The 26,007-nt window shown below is 63.9% G+C and carries 23 protein-coding genes and 2 pseudogenes; 13 read left to right on the forward strand and 12 right to left on the reverse strand.

Features of this window, described 5'->3' with window-relative positions; all coding sequences use genetic code 11:
* Nucleotides 1–7: 7 nt before the first annotated feature.
* The gene (locus RS694_RS05460) at nt 8–919 is read left to right on the forward strand and encodes a LysR family transcriptional regulator (protein ID WP_029706108.1); all 912 of its coding nucleotides are present in this window, start codon (nt 8–10) and stop codon (nt 917–919) included.
* Nucleotides 920–960: 41 nt separating this feature from the next.
* Nucleotides 961–1,620, forward strand: a complete 660-nt coding sequence (locus tag RS694_RS05465) for a DUF1345 domain-containing protein (protein ID WP_029706107.1) — start codon at nt 961–963, stop codon at nt 1,618–1,620.
* A 1-nt stretch (nt 1,621) separates the two neighbouring features.
* Here the strand turns inward: RS694_RS05465 and RS694_RS05470 are convergent.
* The 3 genes and pseudogenes from RS694_RS05470 to RS694_RS05480 form a co-directional block, all read right to left on the reverse strand.
* Nucleotides 1,622–2,523 (reverse strand): annotated as a pseudogene (locus RS694_RS05470) (DMT family transporter).
* Nucleotides 2,520–3,023 (reverse strand): methylated-DNA--[protein]-cysteine S-methyltransferase, encoded by a 504-nt coding sequence (locus tag RS694_RS05475; protein ID WP_029706106.1) that lies wholly within the window; start codon nt 3,021–3,023, stop codon nt 2,520–2,522. The pseudogene RS694_RS05470 and the gene RS694_RS05475 overlap by 4 nt, the downstream one beginning before the upstream one ends.
* A gap of 41 nt (nt 3,024–3,064) precedes the next feature.
* The gene (locus tag RS694_RS05480) at nt 3,065–4,621 is read right to left on the reverse strand and encodes a DNA-3-methyladenine glycosylase 2 family protein (protein ID WP_029706105.1); all 1,557 of its coding nucleotides are present in this window, start codon (nt 4,619–4,621) and stop codon (nt 3,065–3,067) included.
* A 128-nt stretch (nt 4,622–4,749) separates the two neighbouring features.
* On the opposite strand from RS694_RS05480, the gene RS694_RS05485 reads away from it, so the two are divergent.
* The 3 genes from RS694_RS05485 (at nt 4,750) to RS694_RS20430 (ending at nt 8,559) form a co-directional block, all read left to right on the forward strand.
* The gene (locus RS694_RS05485) at nt 4,750–6,132 is read left to right on the forward strand and encodes a phosphomannomutase/phosphoglucomutase (protein WP_029706104.1); all 1,383 of its coding nucleotides are present in this window, start codon (nt 4,750–4,752) and stop codon (nt 6,130–6,132) included.
* Between the two features lie 81 nt (nt 6,133–6,213).
* A complete protein-coding gene (waaC, locus tag RS694_RS05490; RefSeq protein WP_037246451.1) occupies nt 6,214–7,236 on the forward strand; it encodes a lipopolysaccharide heptosyltransferase I in 1,023 nt (340 codons plus the stop codon).
* A gap of 18 nt (nt 7,237–7,254) precedes the next feature.
* The gene (locus RS694_RS20430) at nt 7,255–8,559 is read left to right on the forward strand and encodes a 3-deoxy-D-manno-octulosonic acid transferase (RefSeq protein ID WP_029706102.1); all 1,305 of its coding nucleotides are present in this window, start codon (nt 7,255–7,257) and stop codon (nt 8,557–8,559) included.
* Here the strand turns inward: RS694_RS20430 and RS694_RS05500 are convergent.
* Genes RS694_RS05500 through RS694_RS05525 form a run of 6 tightly spaced genes read right to left on the reverse strand, consistent with a single transcriptional unit; the run spans nt 8,548 to nt 16,002 of the window.
* Nucleotides 8,548–9,906: a TolC family outer membrane protein gene (locus RS694_RS05500; protein WP_029706101.1), complete on the reverse strand. Its 1,359-nt coding sequence runs from the start codon at nt 9,904–9,906 to the stop codon at nt 8,548–8,550. The two genes, RS694_RS20430 and RS694_RS05500, sit on opposite strands and share 12 nt — an antisense overlap.
* A 51-nt stretch (nt 9,907–9,957) precedes the next feature.
* Nucleotides 9,958–10,299: a rhodanese-like domain-containing protein gene (locus RS694_RS05505; RefSeq protein ID WP_029706100.1), complete on the reverse strand. Its 342-nt coding sequence runs from the start codon at nt 10,297–10,299 to the stop codon at nt 9,958–9,960.
* A gap of 22 nt (nt 10,300–10,321) precedes the next feature.
* Complete coding sequence (locus tag RS694_RS05510) at nt 10,322–10,975, reverse strand: protein-L-isoaspartate O-methyltransferase family protein (RefSeq protein ID WP_029706099.1); 654 nt, start codon at nt 10,973–10,975, stop codon at nt 10,322–10,324.
* A 29-nt stretch (nt 10,976–11,004) separates the two neighbouring features.
* The gene (locus RS694_RS05515) at nt 11,005–14,166 is read right to left on the reverse strand and encodes an efflux RND transporter permease subunit (RefSeq protein ID WP_029706098.1); all 3,162 of its coding nucleotides are present in this window, start codon (nt 14,164–14,166) and stop codon (nt 11,005–11,007) included.
* A 3-nt stretch (nt 14,167–14,169) separates the two neighbouring features.
* Nucleotides 14,170–15,303, reverse strand: a complete 1,134-nt coding sequence (locus tag RS694_RS05520) for an efflux RND transporter periplasmic adaptor subunit (RefSeq protein ID WP_029706097.1) — start codon at nt 15,301–15,303, stop codon at nt 14,170–14,172.
* A 15-nt stretch (nt 15,304–15,318) separates the two neighbouring features.
* A complete protein-coding gene (locus RS694_RS05525; RefSeq protein WP_029706096.1) occupies nt 15,319–16,002 on the reverse strand; it encodes a TetR/AcrR family transcriptional regulator in 684 nt (227 codons plus the stop codon).
* 183 nt (nt 16,003–16,185) lie between these two features.
* Between RS694_RS05525 and msrA the strand changes: the two genes are divergently transcribed.
* Nucleotides 16,186–16,728, forward strand: coding sequence for a peptide-methionine (S)-S-oxide reductase MsrA (gene msrA / locus RS694_RS05530; protein ID WP_029706095.1), 543 nt, complete (start codon nt 16,186–16,188; stop codon nt 16,726–16,728).
* 67 nt (nt 16,729–16,795) lie between these two features.
* Complete coding sequence (locus RS694_RS05535) at nt 16,796–18,559, forward strand: STAS domain-containing protein (RefSeq protein WP_152528754.1); 1,764 nt, start codon at nt 16,796–16,798, stop codon at nt 18,557–18,559.
* 21 nt (nt 18,560–18,580) lie between these two features.
* On the opposite strand, the gene RS694_RS05540 is transcribed toward RS694_RS05535, so the two are convergent.
* The 3 genes and pseudogenes from RS694_RS05540 to RS694_RS05550 form a co-directional block, all read right to left on the reverse strand.
* Nucleotides 18,581–19,522: a metal ABC transporter substrate-binding protein gene (locus RS694_RS05540; RefSeq protein WP_029706093.1), complete on the reverse strand. Its 942-nt coding sequence runs from the start codon at nt 19,520–19,522 to the stop codon at nt 18,581–18,583.
* A gap of 41 nt (nt 19,523–19,563) precedes the next feature.
* A complete protein-coding gene (locus RS694_RS05545; protein ID WP_029706092.1) occupies nt 19,564–20,454 on the reverse strand; it encodes a metal ABC transporter permease in 891 nt (296 codons plus the stop codon).
* An 8-nt stretch (nt 20,455–20,462) separates the two neighbouring features.
* Nucleotides 20,463–21,191: pseudogene (locus RS694_RS05550) on the reverse strand (metal ABC transporter ATP-binding protein); the annotation flags it as partial.
* 328 nt (nt 21,192–21,519) lie between these two features.
* On the opposite strand from RS694_RS05550, the gene RS694_RS05555 reads away from it, so the two are divergent.
* The 6 genes from RS694_RS05555 (at nt 21,520) to RS694_RS05580 (ending at nt 25,969) form a co-directional block, all read left to right on the forward strand.
* Nucleotides 21,520–22,050 (forward strand): Fur family transcriptional regulator, encoded by a 531-nt coding sequence (locus RS694_RS05555; protein ID WP_029706090.1) that lies wholly within the window; start codon nt 21,520–21,522, stop codon nt 22,048–22,050.
* Nucleotides 22,047–22,769, forward strand: coding sequence for an ABC transporter ATP-binding protein (locus RS694_RS05560; protein WP_081708540.1), 723 nt, complete (start codon nt 22,047–22,049; stop codon nt 22,767–22,769). Before RS694_RS05555 ends, RS694_RS05560 begins: the two co-directional genes overlap by 4 nt.
* Nucleotides 22,766–23,983, forward strand: a complete 1,218-nt coding sequence (locus tag RS694_RS05565) for an ABC transporter permease (protein WP_029706088.1) — start codon at nt 22,766–22,768, stop codon at nt 23,981–23,983. The genes RS694_RS05560 and RS694_RS05565 overlap by 4 nt, the downstream gene beginning before the upstream one ends.
* A gap of 196 nt (nt 23,984–24,179) precedes the next feature.
* Complete coding sequence (locus RS694_RS05570; protein ID WP_029706087.1) at nt 24,180–24,422, forward strand: hypothetical protein; 243 nt, start codon at nt 24,180–24,182, stop codon at nt 24,420–24,422.
* Nucleotides 24,423–24,483: 61 nt separating this feature from the next.
* The gene (locus RS694_RS05575; protein ID WP_029706086.1) at nt 24,484–24,993 is read left to right on the forward strand and encodes a DUF3299 domain-containing protein; all 510 of its coding nucleotides are present in this window, start codon (nt 24,484–24,486) and stop codon (nt 24,991–24,993) included.
* 16 nt (nt 24,994–25,009) lie between these two features.
* Entirely contained in the window at nt 25,010–25,969 is a 960-nt protein-coding gene (locus RS694_RS05580; protein WP_420805918.1) for an AEC family transporter, read from the forward strand.
* Nucleotides 25,970–26,007: the final 38 nt, after the last annotated feature.

The raw sequence follows: 26,007 nt of genomic DNA on the forward strand, positions 1-26,007 counted from the left end.
CATACGCATGGATTTACGGCGCCTCAAACACTTGGTCACCTTGGCCGATGCACGCAACTTCGGGCGTGCGGCCTTGTTGTGCCACGTCAGCCAGTCGGCTTTCAGCCGCAGCGTGCAAGCGGCGGAAGAAGAGTTGGGACTCAAGCTGTTTGACCGTGGGTCACTGGAAGTGACCTGTACCGATGCCGGTGCCTTTGTGGTGGAACGTGCGCGCAAGCTGCTGTTCGAGAACCATTGCCTGGAGCGGGATGTCAGTCTGTACCGCGAGCGGCTCATCGGTGATCTGGCTTTTGGCGTGGGGCCGTACCCGGCCGCCACACTGCTGCCACGCCTGCTGGTGGAAACCCGCAACCGCTACCCCGGCGTGAATGTGCGTGTGGAGGTGAACAACGCGCGGTACCTGCTGGACCATTTGCGTGCGGAGGAACTGGACTTTTATCTCGCCGACCTGCGCAATGTGCCCCATGCGGTCGACCTGTCTTTCACCCGCATTGGCCGGATGGTGGCAGGCTTTTACGTGCGTGCAGGCCATCCGCTGCTGCGCGAAGCCCGCGTGCAGGCGCCGCAACTTCTCCCGTATGGCTTGGCCAGCGTGCGTGTACCGGAGTCGGTGTCGCAGGCCCTGGGCGTGTTGTTTGGCCTGGAAGATGGCAAACACGCGCCTCTGGCGCTGGAATGTGACGACCTGCATTTGCTCAAAGCCATTGCGATGGAGACCGATACAGTGCTGGCCTGCACCGATGCCGCCACCCGGCAAGAGGTCGAAAACGCAACGCTGGTGCGCCTGGATGTAGCGCAACTGCCGTCCCTGTTTTCCGACATGGGCGTGGTGTCGCTCAAGGGCAGGAGTTATTCCCCGATGGCCCAGTTCGCGGTGGACTACCTTACCGACCTGGGTGCCTTGCAAGCGATGGACTGACAACGCACCTCCACGCTGCAATTCCCCGCACAATCAGACCCATGCGCAAACACTTCTCTGAAACCACGGCACACCAGCGGATTGCCTATGGTGCGGCGGCGGGTGCTGTAGTGGCGCTTCTGCCCTTGCCATTGGCTGCGCAATCGCATGGCCTGCTGGCATGGACGGTGGGGGCCACGGTGTATCTGGGGCTGGCGTGGTGGCTGGCGCTGGAGTTTGATGCCGAACGCACCCGTGCCCGCGCGCAGATGCAGGATGCGTCGGCGCCCGTGTTGTCGGTGTTGCTGCTGCTCTCGGTGTTCGCCAGCATGGCGGCTACGGCCATCCTGTTGCAGCACGTGAAGGACCTGTCTTCCGCGCAACGCATGGGGCACTTCGCGCTCACCTTGATGGCGCTGGCGGCATCGTGGCTGTTGATGCAGACGGTTTTTGCCTTCCGTTACGCCCACATGTATTACCAGGAAGAACTGCGCGGCCACCCCAACGGCGCGGGCCTGGACTTTCCGGGCAAGCTGCCGCCCGATTATTTTGACTTTCTGTACTACGCCCACGTGGTGGGCATGACCTCGCAGGTGTCGGATGTGGTGGTCACCTCGCGCAAAATGCGCCACCTCACGCTGGTCCACAGTGTCAGCGCCTTCGCCTTCAACATGCTGGTGCTGGCGCTGTCCATCAACGTGATGGCCGGCGCCATTCAGTAAGTTATTTTTTCCGCTTGGGCAGCGTCACCAGCCCGGCAGACAGCGCGGTGCCGCAGACGATCACCAAGCCACACAACACCATCCACGGTGTGACGGATTCACCCAGCAAGACCACGCCGTACATCACGCCAAACACCGGAATCACAAAAGTCACCGCCAGCGCGCGCGCCGGGCCGGCCTGTTCGATCAGGCGGAAGAACAGGATGTAGGCCAGACCCGTGCACAACACGCCGACGGCGATCAAGGCCATCCAGCGTGTGCGCGGGGCACCTGGCTTGGCCATAGCCACAGGGAGGGCAGCAACAGGCCCAGCGTGGCGCCCAGTTGACTGCCGGTGGCCGTGACCAGCGGCGGCAGGCCGCTCAGGTAGCGCTTGGTAAAGCTGGCCGAGATGCCGTAACACAGGCAGGCCAGCAGGCAGGCCAGCACGGCCCAGCCGGTGGACATGCCGGAGGCATCGGGCTTGAAGCTGGCTTTCTCCGACGCCAGCAGCGCCACACCCAGAAAACCAATGGCCAGCCCCAGAATGCGCGAGCCGTTGGGCCGGTCCTTGAGCCACAGCCAGGCGATCACCGCGCCGAACAGCGGCACGGTGGCGTTGAGGATGGACGACAGCCCGGTGGTGATGGACAGCAACGCGTAGGAAAAGCAGGCAAACGGAATGGCCGAGTTGGTCAGGCCGACCAGAAAGGTCAGCTTCCAGTGCTGGCGCAACTGCGGCCCCAGGCCGCGCCACAACACGATGGGCAGCAGGAACAAGGAGGCCACGGCCACGCGGACTCCGGCTGTGGGAATGGCACCGAATTCGAGGGCGCCCATGCGCATGAACAGAAAGGAAGAGCCCCAGATGGCGGCCAGCAAAATGAAGTCTTGCAGCCAGGGTTTGCGGGAGGTGTTGGTCATTGTGTGAATTGTGCCTGTTCAAGTTGTAGCAAGGCCTGCTTGCGGGGCAGGCCAGCCGCGTAGCCGGTGAGTGAGCCATCGGCGCCCAGTACGCGGTGGCAGGGCACGATGACGCTCAGGGGGTTGCGGCCTACGGCGGCACCCACGGCGCGCACGGCCAGCGGTTTGTGGATGCGGGTGCTCAAGACGCCGTAGCTGGTGGTGTCGCCCGGTGTGATCTGCAGCAGCGCCTGCCACACCGATTGCTGAAACGCCGTGCCACCGCGCAGATCCAGCGGCAGATCAAAGACCTGGCGTTGCCCAGCGAAATATTCCTGCAGTTGCTTTGCTGCGCGCAGCAGCACGGGGTGTTGTGCCTGTACGGGCCAAGCAGTGCTGTTGGGCAGGTGTTTCTGGTCATGGAACCAGACGCCCGCCAGGCCGGCGTCAGACGCGGCCAGCAGCATGGGGCCCAGCGGGCTGGCGGTGCTGGACTGCACCGTGGAAGGGTGAAATTTCATGTCAAATGACTCCTGAGTCCTTATGGAATATGCGCAAGCAGCTATGAATTTGATAGTGCTGTTCGGGCGATGGACGGATCACTGGGAGTGGCCAGGCTGGCCCAGGCGCGGATGACGGCATAACTGCGCCACGGCTTCCAGGCTTGCGACGCGGCCTCCGCCGCCTTGGCCGCTTTTGCTGGGTGTTGGTTGTCTTGCACGCCCAGCGCCTTGTGCAGGGCCACGTCGCCTGCCACAAACGCATCGGGCCAGCGCAGCGCGCGCATTGCGATGTAGTTCGCGGTCCATGGCCCAAGGCCGGGCAGGGCCTGCAGGGCCATCAGTGTGGCTGGCACATCGGCGCCGGGCGACAGGCGCAACGTGCCCTGTGCCACGGCTTCGGCGAGTGCCGCAATGGCCTTCTGGCGCTGGCGCGTGATACCCAGCTCGCCCAGCACCTCGCCCGGTGTGGTGGCCAACACCTGCGCACTGGGGAACACATGGCTGAGCCCCGCCACCGGTGTGGTGATGGGCGTACCCAGTCTCTGCACCAGCCGTGAGCCCAGGGTGCGCGCCGCCTGCACGGTGATCTGTTGGCCCAGGATGGCGCGCACGGCCAGCTCGAAGCCGTCTACCGTGCCTGGCACACGCAAACCCTCCATGCCGGGAAAGCTGTTGCCCAGCGCGGCGTTAATGGCCTCTGGGTCCGCGTCCAGGTCCAGCAGCGCGCGCAGGCGCGCCAGCACGGCGGGCAGGGCGTCGACCAGCGACTCGCTCACGCGCATCTCCACCGTGCAGCGGGCAGGCACAAACTGCACCTGTACCCAGCCGTGCAGTGTGCGCCCATCGGTCTCCACGGACAGCGTGCGTGCCAGTTTGGCGCGGGCCAAGTCCACCACTTCCACGCCGTTCAGGCTGCGGTTGCCGAAGAACTGCAAGATCGCGGCGTGGTCATAGGGCGGGCGGTAGGCGGCGCGCACGGCTATCGTGGCCTGGGCCGGATGCGTACCGTCCTGCCCGGCTTTGCGCAGCGCGCGCGGCTGCAGGCGGTAGCGTTCGGCAAACACGGTGTTGAAGCGGCGCACGCTGGCGTAACCACTGAGCAGGGCAATGCGGGCGATCGGCAACTGGGTATCGGTGAGCAACTGTTTGGCCGTCAGCAGGCGCCGGGTCTGCAGGTACTGCAGCGGTGATACGCCCCAGTGCGTCTCGAAAATGCGCCGCATGTGGCGCTCGCTCACGCCCAGGCGCGCAGCCACTTGGGCCAGTGACACCAGGCCGTCGCTCCACTGGTCGGCCGTGTCCAGCAGGCGTGCTGCCTGCCCGGCCAGGATGCCTGATGCATCCTGGATGGACCAGGGCTGGCCCGAGGCCACCGACGCGGGCGCCAATTCAGGGCGGCAGCGCAGGCAGGGCCGAAAGCCTGCCGCCTCGGCCTGCGCGGCCAGCGTGAAGAACTGGCAGTTCTCGCGTTTGGGCGTGCGCACGCGGCACACCGGGCGGCAGTAAATGCCGGTGGTGGTCACGCCGGTGAAAAAGCGCCCGTCAAACCGCGCGTCCTGGGCCTTGAGGGCCAGGTAGTGGGCGTCGTCGGAGGAGGGGGCGGCTGCGGGGTGCATGGTGGGGATGATACGCAGCCGTTCGGCTAAAAGTAGCCGTTTTCGGACACGCCCCTCGCAGTGGTCCGGCCTACAATGCCAGCCACACGCCGGGCCATGGCCCAGGCGACAGCACACACAGGGTTCGCATGCAAATTTCAGCCAGTATTTTCAAAGCCTACGACATCCGCGGCGTGGTGCCCACCACGCTCACGGAAGAGGTGGCCTTGGGGCTGGGCCGTGCCTTTGGCACCGTGGCCCGCGCCCAGGGTGAAACCACGGTGGCCGTGGGGCGCGACGGGCGCCTGAGCGGCCCGGCCCTCTCGCAAGCGTTGATGCGCGGGCTCGAAGAAGCCGGTATCACCGTGATCGACGTGGGCATGGTCACCACGCCCATGTTGTACTTTGCGGCGCACACGCTTGCTACCTCCGGCATCCAGGTCACCGGCAGCCACAACCCGCGTGATTACAACGGCTTCAAGATGGTGATGGCCGGGCGCGCCATTTATGGCGACGAGATCCAGGCCCTGCGCGAAATCATGGAGCAAGAAAGCTGGACGTTGCAAACTGGTGGTGCGCGCAAGACGGTGGATGTGTTGGCCGCCTACACCCAGCGCATCGTGGGCGACATCAAGCTCACGCGCCCGATGAAGATCGTGGTGGACTCGGGCAACGGCGTTGCCGGTGCATCGGCCCCCGGCATCCTGCGCGCCATTGGCTGCGAGGTGCAGGAGTTATTCAGCGAGGTGGATGGCAATTTCCCCAACCACCACCCCGACCCCAGCAAACCCGAAAACCTGCGCGACCTGATGGCCGCCCTGGCTGCCGGTGATGCCGAACTGGGGCTGGCCTTTGACGGGGATGGCGACCGCCTGGGCATCGTTACCAAAGGTGGCAACAACATTTACCCGGACCGCCAGATGATGCTGTTCGCGCAGGACGTGCTCTCGCGCGTGCCCGGCGGCACCATCGTCTATGACGTGAAATGTTCCCAGCGCCTGGCGCCGGCCATTGAGGCCGCGGGTGGTAAGCCTCTGATGTTCAAGACCGGCCATTCGCTGATCAAGGCCAAGATGAAGGAAATCGACTCGCCGCTGGGTGGTGAGATGAGTGGTCACATCTTCTTCAAGGAGCGCTGGTTTGGTTTTGACGACGGCACCTATGCGGGTTGCCGCCTGCTGGAAATCCTGAGCCGTTCGCCCGATGCCAATGCTGTGCTCGATGCACTGCCCACCAGTTTCTCCACACCCGAGCTCAATGTCGCGTGCGCCGAAGGCGAGCCCCACAGCCTGGTGGAGCAACTCGTGGCCAAGGCAAGTTTTGCCGCACCAGCCACGATCAACACGATTGACGGCCTGCGTGTGGACTGGCCCGATGGTTTTGGTCTGGTGCGTGCCTCCAACACCACGCCGGTGCTGGTGCTGCGTTTTGAGGGCCAGACCCAGGCCGCGCTGGAGCGCATCCAGACGGCCATGCTGGCGCTGTTGCATTCCGTCAAACCCGATGCCCATGTGGGCCAGGCGGCGCATTGAGAGGATTTTTTATAGACTCCGTTCGCCCTGAGCTTGTCGAAGGGCTTCGACAGGCTCAGCCCGAACGGGGAAGGTGATCTTTTGAAAGTTCTTATCGTCAAGTTGTCCTCGCTCGGGGACGTGGTGCATGCGATGCCTGCGGTGCAAGACCTGCGCAAGGCGTATCCAACGGCCCAGATCGACTGGGTGGTGGAGGGCGCGTTTGCGCCGCTGGTGGCGCGCTGTGAAGGTGTGCGCCGTGTGATTCCCTGCGACCTGCGCCGCTGGCGCAAGTCGCTTTTTGCACAGACCACCCGGCAGGAATGGCGCGCGTTTCGCGCCAGCCTGCAGCAGGAAAGTTATGACGCCGTGATTGACCTGCAGGGCCTGACCAAATCGGCCTTGGTCTCCTGGCTGGCACGCACCACGGTCAAGGGCCTGCGTTACGGACTGGACAACCAGACCGAGGGCTCCAGCTTTGAAGCCCCCGCGCGTTGGGTGGCCGACAAGGCCATCCATCTGGAGCCGCATGTGCATGCGGTGCAGCGCTCGCGCCTGCTGTGTGCGGCGGCCTTGGGATATGAGCCTGCGGGTTCTGCGCGTTTTGGTTTGTTGCCCGGCGATCTGGCGGTGTCGCCCCCTGTGGCGCTGCATCTGGGCCAGAGTGCCAATGCATTTGCGCCGCGCAAGCCTTTGGTTGCGTTGGTGCATGGCACCTCGCGTGCCGACAAGCAGTGGTCGTTGGCCTCCTGGATCACGCTGGGCCAGCGTCTCAACCACAGCGGTTTTGCCGTGGCCTTGCCGCATGGCAGCGCCGCCGAAAAAGCCACCAGTGAAGCCATCGCCGCCGCATTGCCTGACGCCTGGGTCTGGCCCGCCATGGGGCTGGACGCGCTGACCGACACGCTGGCCCGTTGTGCCGGTGTGGTGGGGGTGGACAGCGGTCTGAGCCATATCGCCGTGGCACTGGGCTTGCCGCATGTGCAGATCTACAACTTTGACACCGCCTGGCGTACCGGCCCTGAATATCCGCGTCAGGTCAGCGTGTTTGCCACGCCGCAGCCCACGGTGGACAGCGTCTGGCAGGCCTGGGAAAGCCTGGCCACGCCGGTGTTGTGTCGGTGACCCATCGGTGAACCAGCGATGATCCGTTTCCTGTACGCCTGCGCGCTCACGCTGATGCAGCCGCTGGTGCGGCGCAAGCTGGCCCGGCGTGCCCTTGACGAGCCGGTGTATGGCGAGGCCGTGGAAGAACGTTTTGGCCACTACACCGCGCCTGCAGAAACCACGTCCAATCTGATCTGGGTGCATGCCGTGTCGCTCGGTGAAACCCGGGCCGCTGCCGTGCTGGTGGCGCAATTGCGTGCGCAACTGCCGGGCATGCGCCTGCTGCTGACCCACGGCACCGCCACGGGGCGTGTGCAGGGCCGCAGTCTGCTGCGGGACGGTGACCTGCAGGTCTGGCAGCCGTGGGACACATCGGCAGCGGTGGCGCGTTTTCTGGCCCACTTCCGCCCGCGCATAGGTCTGTTGATGGAAACCGAGGTCTGGCCGAATCTGGTGGCCGGGTGTGCCACAGCCGGGGTACCGCTGTGTCTGGTCAATGCGCGCCTGAGTGACAAATCGCTGCGCCAGGCCGAGCAACTGGGCTGGCTGTCACGCCCTGCCTACCGCGGCCTGCGCGCCGTGTGGGCCCAGTCCGAAGCGGACGCGCAACGCCTGCGCAGCCTGGGCGCACCCGTCATGGGCGTCATGGGTAATTTCAAATTCGACGCCACGCCCGATGCCACCCAACTCGCGCAGGGCAAAGCCATGCGCCTGCAAAGTGCCAAACCGGTGCTGGTGTTCGCCAGTTCGCGCGAGGGCGAAGAGGCCATGTTGCTGGAGAAATTCAAGCAAAAAGTGCCTCTAGCCACCGTGGATATTGCGCAAGCAGCTCCTGAAACCATAGCAAATACGGTGCATTGGTTGATCGTGCCACGCCATCCACAGCGTTTTGCCGAGGTGGCCAAGCTGTTCGAAGACGCGGGCCTGCGTGTATCGCGGCGCAGCAACTGGGTGGATGGTGTACCTGCAGAAGCGGATATCTGGCTGGGTGACACCCTGGGTGAAATGGCGCTGTACTTTGGCCTGGCCGATGCCGCCCTGCTGGGCGGCAGCTTTGCGCCATTGGGTGGGCAGAACCTGATTGAAGCGGCAGCCTGCGGTTGCCCCGTGGTCATGGGGCCGCATACCTTCAACTTTGCCGAGGCAGCACAGTTGGCGCAGGCCGCTGGGGCCGCATTCGTGGCCACCGACTTGGCGCAAGCCGTAGACCAGGCCATCGCACTGGTGCAGTCACCCCAAGCGCTGCAGCAGGCCGAGGACGCCGCCCTGGCTTTGGGCTTGGCGCATCGGGGTGCTGCGCAACGCACCGCCGAAGCGGTGATTGCCTTGTTACTTGGCTAGCTGCTCGTTGATGGGCTGCAGGTCGCTGGCGCTCAGGGTGCCTGCGGCTTGGCGCAGCTTGAGGCCGCCCACCAGCACGTCGTAACGCGCCTTGGCCAGTTTGGCCTTGGTGTCGAACAACTGGCTTTGTGCGTTGAGCACGTCGATGTTGATGCGCACGCCGACCTGGTAGCCCAGCTTGTTGGCATCCAGTGCGCTTTGAGTGGAGGCTTCGGCTGCTTCATAGGCCTTGACCTGGGCCTGACCGGTTTGCAGGCCAAAGAAAGCGGTGCGGGTGCCCAGCGCCACATTGCGGCGTGTGGCTTCCAGGTCGGTGCGGGCCTTGTCTTCCAGCGACAGGGTTTCGCGGATGCGGTTCTGCGCCGAGAAGCCAGCAAACAGTGGCAGGTTGAAGCTCAGGCCCACGGCCGCCACATTGGCGCGTGTGTCGTAGGTGGTCGGGCCGGTGGAGGAGCCGTTGCTGTTGGACGCGGTGTAGCTGCCGGTCAGGTCCAGCGTGGGTTTGTGGCCGGCTTCGGCCTTTTTGGTTTCCAGCTTGGCCACGTCCAGCGCGACTTCAAGTTGTTTGATGCCAGGGTTGTTGACATCGGACTGGCTGACCCATTGCTCCACATCGGCGGGTTCTACGGGGGCCAGCACCACAGGAGCTGCCAGTGGCTTGGGTGCTGCGTTTTGCAGGCCCACGGTCTGGTTGAGGGCAATGGATTTGACGCGCAGGTCGTTCTCGGCGGCCAGCTCCTGGGCGACCACCAAGTCGTAGCGGGCCTGGGCTTCGCGCGAGTCGGTGATGGTGGAGGTGCCCACTTCGAAATTGCGCTTGGCAGATGCCAGCTGTTCGGCCACAGCCGCTTTTTGGGCTTTGACGAAGGTCAGGCTGTCGGCGGACGCCAGCACATCAAAGTAAGCCTGGCTCACACGCACGATGAGGTCCTGCTCGGCGGCCGACAACTGGGCCTGGGCCAGAGCTGCCTGCTTCTTGCCCTGCTCGTACGTGGCAAGGTTGGCCGGGCGGTACAGGGGCTGGGATAGCCCCAACGTGGCCGATTGGCTGTTGTAGCTGAAATTGCTGCCACTGGGCAGTCCGGGGCGGGGCAGGACTTCCTGGTTGTTCTGGCTGGCGCTGGCGGACAGGCCTACGGTGGGCAGCAGCAGCGCCTGGGCCTGGTCGGCCTTGTACAGGGTGGCATCGTACTGCGACTTGGCCGACTGGAAGCTCGCGTCGTAGCTGCGGGCTGCGTTGTACAGGTCGGTCAGGCTTTGTGCCTGTGCGGTGGCCGCAAACCCACTACCCAGCGCGAGCAGCAAGGGAATCAGGCGGTAAGACGTGGGCAATTGGGGGCGGGACATGGGGTTCTTTCGTGGAGCTAATCGGGAGTGCGCAAATCAGGTGCGGGCAAATCAGTAGCGGGGTATCGAGGGGTCAACCTCTGCAGACCAGGCATGGATGCCGCCGGCGATATTGGCGACATGGGCAAAGCCGTGGCTCTGCAGGAAATGGGCCACCTGCATGCTGCGTCCGCCGTGGTGGCACAGGCAGGCGATGGGTTGCTCCGGGTCCAGTTCCGCCAGGCGCGGGGGAATGGTGCCCATGGGAATGGTGAGCAGCGTAAAGCCATCGGCCTGCACGCTGGCGATTTGCAGTTCATGCGGTTCACGCACATCCAGCACCACCGGCTCTCCGTGCGCACGCACAGACGCCAGCCAGTGGGACAGTTCTGCAGGGCGGACTTGGGCAATCATGGGCAATGTGTATCCAGAAAGATCAGAACGTGAAGCGCGAAGGCTCTGCGAAGTCGTGCAGGCGCGGCGCTACCGTGTCCCAGGGGTGGGTGGTGCGGTAGTCGTTGGCGCCGGTGCGGGTCACAAAGGTGGCGCGCATCATCGGCTCGTCACCCACGATGGCGCCCAGACGGCCGCCCACCTTGAGTTGGGCCAGCAGGGCCGGTGGCACTTCGGCCACCGAGCCGCTCAGCAAAATCACATCAAATGGGCCTTCAGCGGCCAGTCCCTGCGAACCATCGCCCTGGCGCACTTCCACGTTGGCAATACCTGCTTTTTGCAGGTTGGCGCGCGCCATCTGCACCAGTTCGGGCAGCAGTTCCAGAGACACCACACGCTGCGCGCGGTGCGCCAGCAGCGCGGCCATGTAACCCGAGCCGGTACCGACTTCGAGCACGGTCTCATGGATCTGCACATTCAGGTCCTGCAGCAGGCGCGCTTCCACGCGGGGCGCCAGCATGCATTCGCCACCGGGCAGGGGGATTTCCAGATCGGCAAACGCCAGGCCCTTGTGCGCCAGCGGCACGAAGTCTTCGCGCTTGACTACGGACAACAGTTGCAGAACGTCAGCATCCAGCACATCCCAGGGGCGGATTTGCTGTTCGATCATGTTGAAGCGGGCTAGTTCGGTGTTCATTTCAATACTCCAGGCTGAGGGCGAGACATTCAATCAATTTTAGCGGGCAGGGTCTTGGGCTTGCCGCTGAACAGGCTCTTGGCCCAATGGGCCAAATCATCCATGTAGCAATACACCACGGGCACGACGACCAAAGTCAGCAGCGAGGAGGTGATCACCCCGCCAATCACGGCCTGGCCCATGGGTGCGCGCATCTCGGACCCTTCGGTCAGTGCAAAGGCCAGTGGCACCATGCCGAAGATCATGGCCAGCGTGGTCATCAGGATGGGGCGCAGGCGCACCTTGGCGGCCAGCAGCAGGGCTTCGGAGCGCTCCATCCCGTCTTCACGGGCACGGATCGCAAAGTCCACCAGCAAAATGGCGTTTTTGGTCACCAGGCCCATGAGCATCACCACGCCGATGATGGAGAACATCGAGAGCGTGGATTTGAACATCATGAGCGCCAACACCACACCAATCAGTGTGAGCGGCAGCGCTGTCATCAGTGCCAGCGGCTGCAGAAAACTCTTGAACTGGCTGGCCAGGATCATGTAGATGAACACAATCGCCAGTACCAGGGCCGAGATGGCATACCCAAAGGCCTCTGCCATGTCCTTGGTGGAGCCGCTGAACTTGTAGCTGTAGCCGGGCGGCATGGCAATGTTGTCCATGGCGGTCTTGATGTCGGCCGACACTTCGCCCGCCGAGCGGCCCGAGACGTTGGCGGTGATGGACACCTCGCGTGTCAGGTCACGCCGGTTGATCTGGTTGGCGCCGGTGGATTCCACCACCTCGGCCACCTGGTTCAGGCGCACGATGCGTGGGCTGCCATCGGCATTGCTGCCCACGGTGAATGGCAACTGGCTCATGTCGCTGGTGCTGTTGCGCGCGCTGGGGGCCAGGCGCACGTTCACGTCATAGGTCTGGTCGTCGGGTGCGCGCCAGTTGCCCACCGTCTGGCCGGCCACCAGGGTGCGCAGGGCGGTACCAATCTGCGTCACCGACAGGCCCAGGTCTGAGGCCACGTCGCGTTTCACCTGCACGTCCAGCGTGGGTTTGTTGGGTTTGGCGCTGGAGTCCAGGTCCACCAGGCCGGGGATGTCGCGGATTTTTTCCAGCGCCAGCGTGGTCAGGCGTTCCAGCTCGCCGGTGTCCGCACCCTGGATGGAGAACAGGATTTGCTTTTGCCCGCCCACCGAATCCATCAGGCCCGCGTGCGTAACCGTGATGCCAGGCACCTGGCGCAGGCGTTCACGCAGCTTGACCGACATGTCCTCCACACCGAGTTTGCGGTCTTTGCGGTCCACCAGGCGGATGTAGATGCTCGCGTAGATCTTGCCCTGGGCATTGCCCGTGTTGATGGTGGACAGCGTGTAACGCACCTCGGGGAATTCGCGCACGATGGCTTCGACCTGTTTGGCCTTGGCTTCGGTCACTTCGAGCGAGGAGCCCACGGGGGTGTTGAAGTTCAGCGTGGTTTCCGAGAAGTCGGACTTGGGCACGAACTCGGTGCCCAACAGCGGCACCATGAAAATGCTGCCCACAAAAATGCCCAGTGCCAGGCCCACCGTGGCCAGCTTGTGGTGCAGCGACCAGCGCAGGATGCCCTGGTAAGCATCGGCCAGGCTTTCGGTGGCATCGTCAAACCAGCGCGTCACGCGGCCAATGGTCTTGTCGTACGGCGTGACAGGCGGGCCGCGTTTGCCATGGTTGTCAATACTCGGGTCGTGCCAGATGCTGGAGAGCATGGGGTCCAGCGTAAAACTGACAAACATCGAGATCAGCACCGCGGCCACGATGGTGATGCCAAATTCGTGAAAGAACTTGCCAATGATGCCGCCCATGAACCCAATGGGCAGGAACACTGCCACGATGGACAGCGTGGTGGCCAGTACGGCCAGACCAATTTCCTGTGTGCCGTCCAGCGAGGCCTGGTAGGGACTTTTGCCCATTTGCACATGGCGCACGATGTTCTCGCGCACCACGATGGCATCGTCAATCAGCAGGCCCACGCACAGGGACAAGGCCATCAGCGTGATCATGTTGATGGTGAAACCAAACAGGTTCATGAACAGGAAAGTGCCGATCAGCGCGATGGGCAGGGTGAGCCCGGTGATGACGGTGGAGCGCCACGAGTTCAGGAACAGGAACACGATCAGCACCGTGAGCACCGCGCCCTCAATCAGCGTGCGCCGCACGTTGTCCACCGAAACACGGATCTGGCGCGAGCCATCGGCAATGGGTTCGAGCCGCACACCCGGGGGCAGCTGCTTCTGCATCTCGCCCAGGGTCTTGATCAGGCCGTCGACTACGGCAATGGTGTTTTCATCCTGTGACTTTTGCACGGTGAGCATGAGCGTGCGCTGGCCGTTGTAGAGCGCCAGGCTTTCCACTTCCTGTGCACCATCGGTCACGCGCGCCACCTGGTCTACACGCACTGGCGCGCCGTTCTTGCGCGCCACAATGATCTTGCCAAAGTCCTCAGGGCGTTGCATGCGCGCCTCGATCTGGATCACCCGCTCCTGTTCGGCGGAGCGGATGGCGCCTACCGGGAGGTCCTGGTTTTCGCTGCGCACGGCGTTCACCACCTGGTCGGGCGTGATGCCAAAAGCCTCCAGTGCCTGCGGGTTCAGGTAGACATTGATTTCGCGCTTGGTACCGCCCACTACTGTGACCGAGCCCACGCCGCGCACGTTCTCCAACCGTTTCTTGAACGTCTGCTCGGCCCAATTGGTGAGTTCCACTGCAGACGGGGCCTTGGTTCCATCTTTGCTGTCGGGCAGCACGGCCACCGACCAGACGGCGCGTGCGGCCGGGTCAAAGCGCAACACGCGGGGTTCTTTCACCTCGGTACGCAACAGCGGTTTGATGGAGGCCACCTTCTCGCGCACGTCTTCGGCGGCTTTGCGGCCGTCTACATGCAGGCCAAACTCGATCACCACCACGCTCTGGCCTTCGTAGCTGCGCGAGGTCAGGGCATTGATACCGGCAATGGAGTTGACGCCTTCTTCAATTTTTTTGGAAACTTCTGTTTCCACAATCTCGGGCGAGGCGCCGGGGTAGTCGGCAATCACCACCACCACGGGGAAGTCGATGTTGGGGAACTGGTCGACCTGCAGGCGCTGCAGGGAGAACAGGCCCAGCACCACCAGGGCCAGCATGACCATGGTGGCAAACACCGGATTCTTGAGACTGACTTGGGTGAACCACATGGCTTATGGCGCCACCGCTTTGGTTTTCACCAGCGTGCCTTCGCGCACCGTGCCGACCGAGCCGACCAGCACACTTGCGCCGTCGCCCACGCCTTCAATGCCCACCATCGTCTGGCCTGCGACGTCGCCGCGCGTGCCCACATTCACGGTCCGGTGCACGACCTTGCCGTCGACCAGCACTTGTACATAAGGCTGGGGCTTGTCGGTGCGCACGGCGGTCAGCGGGACGGCCAGTGCGTTCACGGCGCCTGTAGCCAGCAAGCCTTCGGCAAACAGACCCTGGCGCAGTCCGGCTTCGGTGTCTATGGCCAGGTAGGCCAGCACGGCGCGGCTGCCTGCCACGGCGCTGGGGTTCACGCGCACGACGCGGGCGTTCAGGGGTTTGGCGGCGCCTTCCACCGTGAGTTGCGCAGCTTGTCCGACCTTCACGCTGAGCGAATCGGCGGCGCTCAGGCTGGCTTCCAGCTCCAGGCGGCTCAGGTCCACAATCTCCACAATGCGCGCATCCACGGCGACACGTTCGCCCGGTTGCGCTAGGCGCTGGGCGATCTGGCCGGCGATGGGTGCGCGCAGCACGGTGTCGTCCAGTGACTTGCTGGCTACGTCGGCACCGGCCTGCGCAGCACGGTAATTGGCTTCTGCGGAAGACAGTGTGGCGATGGAGGAGTCGAGTGCAGTTTTGGAGATGAAACCCTGCTCTACCAGCGAACGGTTGTTGTCAAAGGCGCGCTTGGCAATATCTACCTGCGCCTTGGCACTTTCGGCTTGTTGTTGGGCCTGGCGCACACGCGCCTGGGATTCGGTGGCGTCCACGCGGGCCACGACCTGGCCGGCTTTCACAAAGTCACCTTCACGTACGGTCAGGCCTTGCAGTTCGCCGGCGACGCGGGCTTTCACGAAAGCCGAATTCACGGCCTTGAGCGGGCCCGAGATGGCCAGGCCCTGTGACAGTTGCACGGTTTTCACGACCACCAGGTCGGTGGGCGCCAGTTCTATGGCTGTCTGCGTTTTTTGGGTGGCCTGCTGTGCTTCCAGGGCCGCTTTTTGTGCCTTGCGGTCGGACAGTATGCGCAGCGCGACTGCGGCAAGAACGGCCAGGACCAGGCCAATCACAATCCATTTCATCCAGCGTTTCATGTCTACCTTGTTGTTTTAATTGGAGAGTGGAACCTGGGGCGTGGCGCTGATGCCATGCAGAATGGTTTGCACCTGTACCGCGATGTATTCCTCAGGCACCAGGTCCAGGCGGGCGTCGCCACAGGCGCCTTTGGAGTGTTTCCACATCGTCAGGAAAATCATGGCTGCTGTGATCGCATAGACACCGTATTGCATGTCGATGGGGCGGAACTCGCCGCTGTCCACACCGCGCTGCAGTATCCGGCGGATCAGATCATCTCCGGGCTGTATGACTTCTTGTTGAAAGAAGGCGGCCAGCTCGGGGAAATTGCCAGCCTCGCTCATCATGAGTTTGGAGATGCCCGAGGCCTTGGTGGAGCCAACACGGCCCCACCAGGTCAACATGCAGTAGCGCAGCAATTCGGCACTGCTGCCCTGGTAGTTTTCCAGCTCTGTCGCCCATTCGCCAAAGCGCCCCGAGATGTTTTCGCGCACTACGGCCTTGAACAGCTCCTCCTTGCTGGAGAAATACAAAAACAAGGTACCCTTGGACACCCCAGCGCGCTTGGCCACCTCTTCGGCGCGGGTCGCCGCAAAGCCTTTTTCCACAAACAGGTCCAGCGCGGCGGCCAGCAGTTCGCCCGGACGGGCTTCCTTGCGGCGCTCACGCTTGGCCCGCACGGTGGCGGCGATCTCACAGAAATTGAGGGGGGAGGCCATGAATAATTAATGACTGATTGGTTATTAGTGTAGCTTTGCCTACCAGGAGTGTCAATCGAAGCGCCGCAAGCGTGGCTCGGTCTTCGGTAAATTTAAGCAAAGCCCATGTACTTTATAGAGCCATGGCGCGCCGCGTAAGATTCGCATGCCCCGCACGTCTTGCGGACCCTACTGGAGAAGCCCATGTCCCCTTCCCTGCCAACCATTGTTCTGGGCGGCGGTTGTTTTTGGTGCACCGAAGCCGTGTTTGTGCAGGTCCAGGGTATTACCGACGTGGAGTCGGGCTACAGCAATGGCCACGTGCGCCAGCCCAGTTACGAAGACGTGTGCACCGGCACCACCGGGCACAACGAAGTGGTCAAGCTCACGTATGACCCGGCGCAGATCTCTACGCGCGAGATTCTGGAAATCTTCTTTGTCATCCACGATCCCACCACGCTGAACCGCCAGGGCAACGATGTGGGCACCCAGTACCGCAGCGGCATTTACTTCACCACGCCTGAGCAAGAGGCTGTGGCCCGTGAGGTGATCGCGGACATGGCCGCCAGCGGCGTGTACAAGCATCCGATCGTTACCGAGGTCGTGCCCATGGACCACTACTGGCCGGCCGAGGATTACCACCAGGACTTTTTTGCCCGCAACCCGCACCAGGGGTATTGCATGGCCGTGGCCGCGCCCAAGGTGGCGAAATTCCGCAAGACCTTCGCGCGGCTGCAAAAGGCGTGATGCCCTGCCTTGTGAGTTGGTCAGGATCGGGCAAGCCAGGCGTCATTGTTCGAAGGTAGACTGAGGCGTGGCGACAAAATCGAACTCCCCCGGTCTGCTGAGCAAGATGGTGCAACTCATGCGTGCACCGGCTCGGCCGAACGCGAATGACGATGATTCGGTGCAGTCGCCCGACGCCGAGAAGGAAAGACTGGCGCTCAAGGAGCGCATCGCACAGCGGCGCCAGGACGATCTGGTGCGCAGACGCGAATTCAATTACCTGCGCCAGGTGCGCTCCATGACGCCGCAAGGGCTGGGAGGCGGGGTGCCTCGGCCTTCCGTGTTCACCAACAGCTCCGGCTTCAACCACGAAGACCAGACGCCGCAGGCGCGTGAACGCACAGTGCGCAAAATCGACGCGATTGAAGCGCACATGGCCCAGAACTGGGCGCAGAGCAAACGCGCCGACGTCACCGCCACGCGGCCCCCAGCGCCCGTGGTACAGCCGCCCCCAGTGCCGTCGCCCAGAGTCCCACCCGCAGAACTGCCGGTGTTGACCGATGCGATGGACTCGGACATGGACCTGGATTTCACCGGCATGTTCTCCGTGCCGCAGGATGTGGTGGTCACTGAACCGGCCAGCCTGGCCCCGCTGCCGCTCGTTCCCGCCGCACCCCCTGCGCCCAAGGCCAAAGCGCCCCTCGAACAACCCGAAGACGCACCGCCCAGCGACTTCTCCAGCAGTTTCTCCAACAGCCGCCTGACCTCGGTAGAGCTGGGCGAGGAACTGGGCAACCCGGCGCTGCAGGAGGCCGCTATCCGTTTTGCCGATGGTGACGATACTGGCGCTGAAGCCGTGCTGTTGCCGGTGGTGCAAGCCGCAGATGCCGACGCCGACGTGGCGGAAACCTGCGCCACGGCTTTGCTGGACCTGTACCGCGCCACCGACCAGCCCGCCAGTTTTGAAGTGGTGGCCATTGAATATGCACAGCGCTTCGGGCGCTCGGCGCCCGAGTGGTTCTCGGTGCCCGACCGGCTGCGCCGCGTCGCGGCAGTGGCTCCATCGGCACCACCAACGCCTGCAGGCGCGTCTGCGCTGGCCGGATGGGAGTGCCCTGCCGCGCTGACGCTGGCGGCTGTGGAGTCTCTGCGCAAGGCGCATACCGGCACACAAGTCCGCCACGTGCGCTGGGATGCGCTGCGCAGCATTGCGCCCGATGCGGCCCGTGCCCTCGCCGACCTGTTCACCCAATGGGCCAGCCAACCCGTGGATCTGCATTTCAGTGGGGAGGCGGTGCTGGCCAGCGTGCTGCAGGCCGCCACTCCCGCGGACACACCCGGTACCGACCCGCTGTGGTGGCACCTGCGGCTGGAGGCCCTGCGCATCCAGGGCCAGCATGAAGATTTTGAATCGGTGGCGCTGGACTATTGCGTCATCTACGAGGTGTCGCCCCCGAGCTGGCTGGAGGCGGATTGCACCTGTGTGCACGCATCCCATGGCACTGCGCCAGCCGAGATAGCGGCTGGACCCGACAGCATCTTCCCGCCACTGGAAGACACCCAGCCGCCCCCCATGCCGTTGCTGGAGCTGCGCGGCGAACTGCGGGGCGATGCGGTGCAGGCGCTGCAGGAACTGCGTGCGCGACTGCGCCCGGGCGAACCCATGGTGATCTCCTGCGCCCATTTGATCCGCGTCGATTTCTCTGCGGCTGGCAGCATGCTCAACTGGTTCTCCACCCACCTTGCAGAAACCGGCCCCGTCGAGTTGGTGCAGGTGCCGCGCCTAGTGGCGGCCTTCTTTCACGTGGTAGGCGTGGCCGGTGTAGCGGGCGTGTCTACGCTGCGTAAATAAGGCCCAACGCGGTTGGCAGCGCTAGTTGCGTCGCATGCCCGCTACCAGCTCTGTCACGTTGTTGCGCATCATCTGCAGGTAGGTGGCGCCGGGTTGGTCGGCGGTAGACAGGGCATCGGCATACAGGCTGGCACCCAGAGTGGCACCGGCATCCTTGCTGAGCTGGGCGATGAGTTTGGGGTTGCCCATGTTTTCCACAAACACCGCGCGGATCTTTTCCCGCTGGATTTGCCGGATCAGCTGGGCCACCTGTTTGGCGCTGGGTTCGGTTTCGGTGTTCACGCCCTGCGGAGCCAGAAACTGCACGCCGTACTGCGCGGCAAAGTAACCAAAAGCGTCGTGTGAGGTGATGACCTTGCGTTTGGCTTGCGGGATGCTGGCGATCTGCGCTTTGGCCCAGACGTCCAGTATCTGCAACTGTTTCACATACGCCTCGGCGTTGGCTTGGTAGGTACTCGCACCTGCGGCATCCACTTTGCTTAAGGCTGCTGCGATGTTGCGCACGTACAGCGTCACGTTATTGGGGTTTTGCCAGGCGTGGGGGTCGGTTTCCTCGTGGGCATGGCTGGCATGGCCTTTTTCTTCTTCCATGTGGCGCGCCTTCACGCCCTTGGCCGCCACCACTGCTTCTCCCTTGTAGCCAGCTGACTTGATCAGCTTGCCCGCCCACGGCTCGAAGCCCAGACCGTTGGTGACCACCAGTTTGGCGGCCAGCAGCGTTTTGGCGTCTGCGGGTTTGGCTTCAAATACATGCGCGTCTTCGTTGGCACCCACCAGAGTCGTAACGGCCACGCGGTCGCCACCCACCACGCGCACCAGGTCGCCCAGGATGCTGAAGCTGGCGACCACCGGCAGTTTGTCGGCCGCATGGGCGTGGCTGCCCAGCAATGCCAGGGCGGTGGCGCTCGCCAGCAGAAGGCGGCGGGGCAGTACAGAGAGGGGGAAGGTGTCTAGTGCGGTCATGGTCATCTAGGTGAAGTGAAGGAAAAGAGAAATGGGTTGCGTTAAGCCACGCGGTGTGAGGTGGCCCACCAGCGCGGCAACCAACCGCCCGGTGCAAGCAGCAGTGATATGGCGTAGAGCGCGCCTGCGCAGCCGATGATGGTCGGGCCAGAGGGGGTGTCGAAGTGGTAAGACAACAGCAGCCCGGCTACCCCGGCCACTGCCGCCTGCAGGCTGGCGTTGCGCAGTTGCGCGGGCAGGGTGTCGTGCCACAGGCGCGCGCTCACGGCGGGCAGCATCATCAGCCCCACGGCCATCAGCGTGCCCAGGGTCTGAAAGCCGGCTACCAGGTTGAGCACCACCAGCATGAGGAAACCCTGCTGCCACACCCAGGGCGGAACGCTGCTGCGGTGCGCGCTCAGAAAGACGGGATCAAAGGTTTCCAGCACCAGGCCGCGGTACATCAGCGCCAATGCCAATACGCTGGCCGTGGCGACTCCGGCAACCAGCAACAGGCCACTGGCGTCCACGCCCAGTGCGCTGCCAAACAGGATGTGCAGCAGGTCCAACTGCGTGCCGTGGCGCGCAATCAGTGTCACGCCCAGCGCCAGCGCGACGAGGTAAATGGCGGCCAGGCTGGCGTCTTCTTTCAGCGCGGTGAAGCGGCTGACTGCACCTGCAATGCCCGCCACCAGCATGCCCGCCAGTACGCCACCCAGCGCCATGGCGGTGAGCGATAAACCACCCACCATAAAACCAATGGCCACCCCCGGCAGCACCGCGTGGCTGAGTGCGTCACCCAGCAGGCTCATGCGCCGCAGCGTGAGGAAGACGCCCAGCGGCGCCGCGCTGAGCGACAGCGCCAGCGTGGCCACCAGCGCGCGGCGCATGAAGGCAAATTCGGCGAACGGGGCCAAGAGGGCGTCCCACACCGGGCCGATCAACATGTCCATGGGGTTCCTCAGGAGGTGGCTGCCAGGCGCTGGGCCAGCAGGGTGCCAAAGTCCTGGCCGTTGGTCTGGCCGTCGATGTCGCAAATGGCGGCGGTCTCGTCCCAGGCCTCGGCCATGGCGCGGGCGCGCGCCAAGTGGTGCTCAGTCAGCACCTCGGCCGTGGCGCCCCAGGCGATGCATTCACGGGCCAGCAGCAGGGTTTGGGGAAAGTGCGCTTTCACCTGCGCGTCGTCGTGCAACACCGCAATGACCGTGCGCCCTTGGCGGTGCCATTGCTGCACCAGGGCCAGCAGCCCGGCGGTGGTTTGGCTGTCCACCGCGTTAAACGGTTCGTCCAGCAGGATTACCTGTGCGTCTTGCACCAGCAGGCGGGCGAACAGCGCGCGCTGCAGTTGTCCGCTGGAGAGCGTGCCGACTGCTCGGCGCTCGAAACCCTGCAGTCCCACCGCCTCCAGCGCGGCGTCCACGCGCGCCAGCATGGACGCGGTGGCGCTGCCCCAGGCGCCGGTCTGCGCCCACAGGCCCATGAGCACGCAGTCGCGCACCGCCAGCGGGAAGCTGCGGTCCAGTTCGCTGTGTTGGGGCAGGTAGGCCAAACGCAAGCTCGGCGCGCGTTCGATGTGGGAGTGGCCATCCAGCGGCACCAGTCCCGCCAGGCTTTTGAGCAAGGTGCTCTTGCCCGCACCGTTGGGGCCGATGACGGCCGTGAGAGAGCCTTGGGCAAAGTGGCCACTCACATGGTGCAGCGCCGGGTAGTGGCGGTAGCTGACCGTGAGGTTGTGCAGCGCGATGGCCGGGGAGCGCGTGGGGGCGTTCATAACGGCACGGCCTCCAGGCTGGCCCACCACACGCCCAGCCACAAAAGAGCCAAGGCGGGAAGGGTGAGGGCGACCCGTTTCCACGCCGGTAAGGCGAGGCAACTGAGGCGTTTGTAAAGTTGGGTGGCGGTGTGGGGCGCGTTCACAAAGTCATTTCATAATGCAACTAAATTGCGATATAGTCTAACGCAACTTAGTTGCATTTAATGTCTTAATGCAACTGAATTGCATTTTTAAGGATGCTCTGATGGCTTCTGCAACCCCCCCGGCCCCACCCGTGCTCAAGGGCGACGACCCGATTGACGCGCTGCTGTCTGCCCACGGCCTGCGCCGCACAGCGGCTGCGCGGCGTGTGTTGGGCTGGCTGTTGGCGCACCCCGACACCAGCTACACCCATGCGCAGTTGCAGGAGTCTTTGGCGGGTGACCATGCCGAGCCGCTGGACCGCGTCACCCTGTACCGCCTGATTGACCGCCTGACGCAAGTGGGTCTGCTGTTATGCCGGGTAGACAGCCAGCGCGTGCGCCGCTACCAGGCCATGCCGGCCAGCGTGCACGCCACGCCGCACTTTGAGTGTCAGACCTGCCACCGCGACAGCCCGCTGGCCGGTGCCCTGCATGCGGTGGACCTGGAAAAGGCCGCGCAAACCGCCATCGAGTCCCTGCGCGCTTTGGGCTACACCGACATGCACCTCGACTTTGCAGTGCGCGGCGTGTGTGTGGACTGCGCCACCAGCGGTGCCAGCAGCAGCCCAGCCGCTGCCGGGTCGGCCGCATGATCCGCACCCACGGTTTGGCCTACCGCTATCCCGCAGGGGAAGCGCTGCAGTTTCCCGATGTGGACGTGGCGCAGGGCGCGGTGCTCTTGCTCAGCGGCCCCTCGGGCTGCGGCAAGTCGACCTGGCTGGCGCTGGTAGCCGGGCTGGTAGCGCCGACTGCCGGCACCATCGAAGTGGCCGGGCAAGCACTGAATGCTCTCAAATCCGTAGCGGCCGACGCATGGCGGGCGAGGGTTATTGGCTTCTTGCCGCAAAAATTACATCTGAGCGCAGCGCTCACCGTGCAGCAAAACCTGGCCATGGCGCAATGGGCGGCGGGTCAGCCCGAAGACACGGCCGCCATCCACACCGCGCTGCAGGCCTTGGGCGTGGCCGAGCTGGCGCAGCGCAAGCCCGCGCAGCTCTCGGGGGGGCAGGCGCAGCGCGTGGCGCTGGCGCGTGCCGTGCTGCTGCAGCCGCGTGTGCTGCTGGCCGATGAGCCCACCGCCAGCCTGGACGACGAAGCCGCGGCCGACGCTGTGGCGCTGCTGCTGGCCACGGCCCGCACCCACAGCGCCACGCTGGTGATTGCCACGCACGACGCACGTGTGGCGGCACTCATCCCCCCTGAGATTAATGGCCAAATTGGCAAAACCCCAAGTCCAGGCTTCCAGCCCTTGCGGTTATTGCGCAACCAGCTATCAAAAGAAGAGCAAAAAGAGGCGAGGGTGGCCGCATGAAAACCCTGTCGTTTGCCTGGCGCTACCTGTGGTCACGCCCACTCGGGGCCGCGCTCAATGTGTTGTTGCTGAGCCTGGGACTGGCCTCCATCACCTTCTTGCTGTTGGTGGGCGCGCAGCTCAGCAAAGCGTTTGACCGCGACCTGGCGGGTATCGACGTGGTGGTGGGCGCCAAGGGCAGCCCCATGCAGCTCATACTGTCGGGCGTGCTGCACATCGACGTGCCGCCCGGCAATGTGCCGCTCAAAGCCGTGAAAGAGCTGGCCAAGAATCCATTGGTGGACAGCATCATCCCCATCAGCCTGGGCGACAACTTTGCGGGTTACCGCATCGTCGGCACCTCACACGCGTACATCGACCACTACGAAGCCAAGCTGGCCCAGGGCCGCGTGTGGGAGTCGGGTGTGCCCATGCAGATGGTGCTGGGCGCCACCACGGCGCGCAAACTGGGCGCGGCGCTCGGTCAGAGTTTTGTTGGCTCGCACGGCCTGGGCGCCGGGGGGCATTTGCATGGCGACAACCCCTACACCGTGGTCGGCATCCTGGCGCCCAGCGGCAGTGTGCTGGACCGGCTGATCCTGACCGACACCGCCTCGGTCTGGAAGGTGCACGAGGACTACACCGCCTCACCCGATGACAGCGACGACGACCGCCAGGTGATGGAAGAGGAACGCGAAATCACCATGGCGCTGGTCAAGTACAAAACGCCCATGGCGGCACTCAGCTTTCCGCGCTACGTGAACACCAGCACCGAGATGCAGGCCGCCGCGCCCGCCCTGGAAATCAGCCGCCTGTTGCACATGCTCGGTCTGGGCACCGATGTGCTGCGCGCCTTTGCCGGCGTGTTGTTGCTGACCGCGGGCCTGAGTGTGTTTATCGCGCTGTGGAGCGCCGTGCGCGAACGTCGGGCTGATCTGGCGCTGTTGCGCATGCTGGGCGCGCCGCCGCGCAAAGTGGCCGCGCTGTTGCTGTGCGAGGCCCTGTGGCTCGGGCTGGTGGCCTCGGTGCTCGGTCTGCTGCTGGGGCAGGCGTGCACCGCTGCGTTGGCCTGGCTGCTGCAACTGGACAACTCGCTGCTGATTGGCGGCGTGGTTTGGCCTGTCGACCTGTGGGTCGTGCCCGCGCTGGCGTTGGGCGTGTCGCTGGTGTCGGCGCTGCTACCCGCCATAGGCGCCTACCGCGTCAGCGTGCTGGAACTTTTGCAATCTCGATGATCTGGCCCCCACGCTCCGCCGACGCACGGCCAAAGGGCCGTGCACGGTTTATTGCCGCAACGCTCTCGCATCTGCGACAGCAGATGCGAGAGCGGGTCGCTGCCCCCCAAAGGGGGCGCGTTTTGGCTGCGCCGCACACGGTGACCCCTTGGGGCGGCCCGGCGGAAAAACATTCTTTCTCAACCCTAGGAAATTTATGAAAAAATCGCTTCTAGCCCTCGTCCTTCTTGCGCAAGCAGCTACGTTTTCCATAGCAAAAGAAAGCGCTGAAGACACCAAACAGGACGTGGCCAAACACCGCGCCATCGCTGCCGCGCACCTGGCAGCCGCCACCTGCCGCGAGTCTGGCAAAGACGAAGACGTTTGCAACAAGGAACTGCAAGCCGCCTGCAAAGGCCTGGCAATTGGCAAGTTCTGCGGCATGAAACACGAACACTGATGCATTGCAGCGGGCGCACACGCTGCTCCCGCTTTAAGATAGACCGTCTGGAGCCCCCGCCATGAAACACCTTGCCCGCGCCCTTGTTCTCCCACTGACCCTTGCTGCTGCGGGCGCGTTTGCCCAATTGAGCTCCCCGCTGGCGGGCGTTCCCGCGGGCACGGGACCCGGGGTGCACAGCCCCAACAGCCCGTTCGCCCCGCTGGTGGACCGCTCCGACGTGTTGCCCTGGTCCACGCTCACCGCGGTGAAAACCAAGGTTGAGAAAAACCGCATCATGCCGATCTTCCCCGGCACGATCCAGGCGCTGAACCAGAAGAGCCAGCGCATCCAGGGTTTCATGATGCCGCTGGAGCCGGGCGAAAAACAAAAGCACTTTTTGCTCAGCTCGGTGCCGCTGACCTGTTCGTTCTGTGTGCCCGGCGGGCCAGAGAGCATGGTCGAGGTCAAGACCAAAACCCCCGTGCGTTACTCCATGGACGTGGTGGTGGTGCAGGGCCAGTTTGCCGTGCTCAACGATGACCCGTATGGCCTGTATTACCGCATCACCGACGCGGTGGCCGTGAAGTAATTTTCCGATTGTGTTGATGCCACTGGACCACCCGGTCGTCTCGTCACTGCTGCCGGTGGTGCTGCTGATCGTGGTCGGCCTGGTCACCGGCAAACTCAAGCTGATCCGCCAGGAGGCGGTGCGCGATCTCTCCAACCTCGTCTTCCTGGTGCTCACCCAGGCGCTGCTGTTTCGCACCATGAGCAGCGTGCATGTGCAGGACCTGGACTTTGAACCGGTCTCGCTGTACTTCGCCGTGGCCGCAGCCTTGTTCACCGTCATGTTGCTGGTGCAGGGCGCCAGCAGCCGCGCGGCCGTCATCGCGCTGTCGGGCACCTTCAGTAACACGGTGATGATCGGCATTCCGCTGGTCGGGCTGGCCTATGGCAAGGACGCCCTGGTGCTGTTGTTCACACTGATTTCCTTGCACGCGCTGGTGTTGCTCACCTTTGCCACGGTGGTGCTGGAACTGCTGAGCGCCCGCGAGCAGAGTGCAGAGGCAGACGGTCCACCGCGGCATCCGCTCAAGTCCATAGGCCTGGCGGTGCGCAACGCCGTGGTGCACCCGGTGCCCATGCCCATCATCGCCGGCCTGCTGTACGCCCAAACGGGCTGGGGACTGCCCGATGTGGTGGACCGCCCCTTGCAATTGCTGGGCAATGCCTTTGGCCCCGTGGCGCTGGTGTTGGTGGGGGTGACCTTGTCCAACGCCGCCATTGGCCGCAACCTCACAGGAGCACTGGTTATCTCGGCCGTCAAAACGCTGTTGCACCCCGCGCTGATGGCTTTGATTGGTTATGCGTTTGGTTTGCGCGGCATGTCGCTCACGGTGTTGGTGGTGGCGGCTTCGTTGCCAATTGGTGCGAATGTGTTTTTGTTTTCGCAGCGGTATCAGAAGGCGGAGGATTTGGTCACGGCCAGTGTGGCGGTGTCTACTTTGGTGGCGCTGGTCAGCGTTACGGTGGTGATGACCTTGGTGCCCTTGATCGCGGGCTGATATTTAGGCCTGTTCTTCCTCTTTGCTGGGTTTTGCGC

It is taken from the genome of Rhodoferax saidenbachensis (assembly GCF_001955715.1).
Classification (GTDB): Bacteria; Pseudomonadota; Gammaproteobacteria; order Burkholderiales; family Burkholderiaceae_C; genus Allorhodoferax; species Allorhodoferax saidenbachensis.

Excerpts from the sequence above, each read along its gene's own strand:
- RS694_RS05555 (WP_029706090.1), top strand. The coding sequence starts at position 21,520 with ATGGCTTCTGCAACCCCCCCGGCCCCACCCGTGCTCAAGGGCGACGAC.
- RS694_RS05570 (WP_029706087.1), top strand. The coding sequence starts at position 24,180 with ATGAAAAAATCGCTTCTAGCCCTCGTCCTTCTTGCGCAAGCAGCTACG.
- RS694_RS05515 (WP_029706098.1), bottom strand. The coding sequence starts at position 14,166 with ATGTGGTTCACCCAAGTCAGTCTCAAGAATCCGGTGTTTGCCACCATG.
- RS694_RS05475 (WP_029706106.1), bottom strand. The coding sequence starts at position 3,023 with ATGAAATTTCACCCTTCCACGGTGCAGTCCAGCACCGCCAGCCCGCTG.
- RS694_RS05540 (WP_029706093.1), bottom strand. The coding sequence starts at position 19,522 with ATGACCGCACTAGACACCTTCCCCCTCTCTGTACTGCCCCGCCGCCTT.
- RS694_RS05460 (WP_029706108.1), top strand. The coding sequence starts at position 8 with ATGGATTTACGGCGCCTCAAACACTTGGTCACCTTGGCCGATGCACGC.
- RS694_RS05465 (WP_029706107.1), top strand. The coding sequence starts at position 961 with ATGCGCAAACACTTCTCTGAAACCACGGCACACCAGCGGATTGCCTAT.
- RS694_RS05520 (WP_029706097.1), bottom strand. The coding sequence starts at position 15,303 with ATGAAACGCTGGATGAAATGGATTGTGATTGGCCTGGTCCTGGCCGTT.
- msrA (WP_029706095.1), top strand. The coding sequence starts at position 16,186 with ATGTCCCCTTCCCTGCCAACCATTGTTCTGGGCGGCGGTTGTTTTTGG.
- RS694_RS05500 (WP_029706101.1), bottom strand. The coding sequence starts at position 9,906 with ATGTCCCGCCCCCAATTGCCCACGTCTTACCGCCTGATTCCCTTGCTG.
- RS694_RS05545 (WP_029706092.1), bottom strand. The coding sequence starts at position 20,454 with ATGGACATGTTGATCGGCCCGGTGTGGGACGCCCTCTTGGCCCCGTTC.
- RS694_RS05525 (WP_029706096.1), bottom strand. The coding sequence starts at position 16,002 with ATGGCCTCCCCCCTCAATTTCTGTGAGATCGCCGCCACCGTGCGGGCC.
- RS694_RS05565 (WP_029706088.1), top strand. The coding sequence starts at position 22,766 with ATGAAAACCCTGTCGTTTGCCTGGCGCTACCTGTGGTCACGCCCACTC.
- RS694_RS05505 (WP_029706100.1), bottom strand. The coding sequence starts at position 10,299 with ATGATTGCCCAAGTCCGCCCTGCAGAACTGTCCCACTGGCTGGCGTCT.
- RS694_RS05485 (WP_029706104.1), top strand. The coding sequence starts at position 4,750 with ATGCAAATTTCAGCCAGTATTTTCAAAGCCTACGACATCCGCGGCGTG.
- RS694_RS05510 (WP_029706099.1), bottom strand. The coding sequence starts at position 10,975 with ATGAACACCGAACTAGCCCGCTTCAACATGATCGAACAGCAAATCCGC.
- RS694_RS05580 (WP_420805918.1), top strand. The coding sequence starts at position 25,010 with ATGCCACTGGACCACCCGGTCGTCTCGTCACTGCTGCCGGTGGTGCTG.
- RS694_RS20430 (WP_029706102.1), top strand. The coding sequence starts at position 7,255 with ATGATCCGTTTCCTGTACGCCTGCGCGCTCACGCTGATGCAGCCGCTG.
- RS694_RS05560 (WP_081708540.1), top strand. The coding sequence starts at position 22,047 with ATGATCCGCACCCACGGTTTGGCCTACCGCTATCCCGCAGGGGAAGCG.
- RS694_RS05480 (WP_029706105.1), bottom strand. The coding sequence starts at position 4,621 with ATGCACCCCGCAGCCGCCCCCTCCTCCGACGACGCCCACTACCTGGCC.
- RS694_RS05575 (WP_029706086.1), top strand. The coding sequence starts at position 24,484 with ATGAAACACCTTGCCCGCGCCCTTGTTCTCCCACTGACCCTTGCTGCT.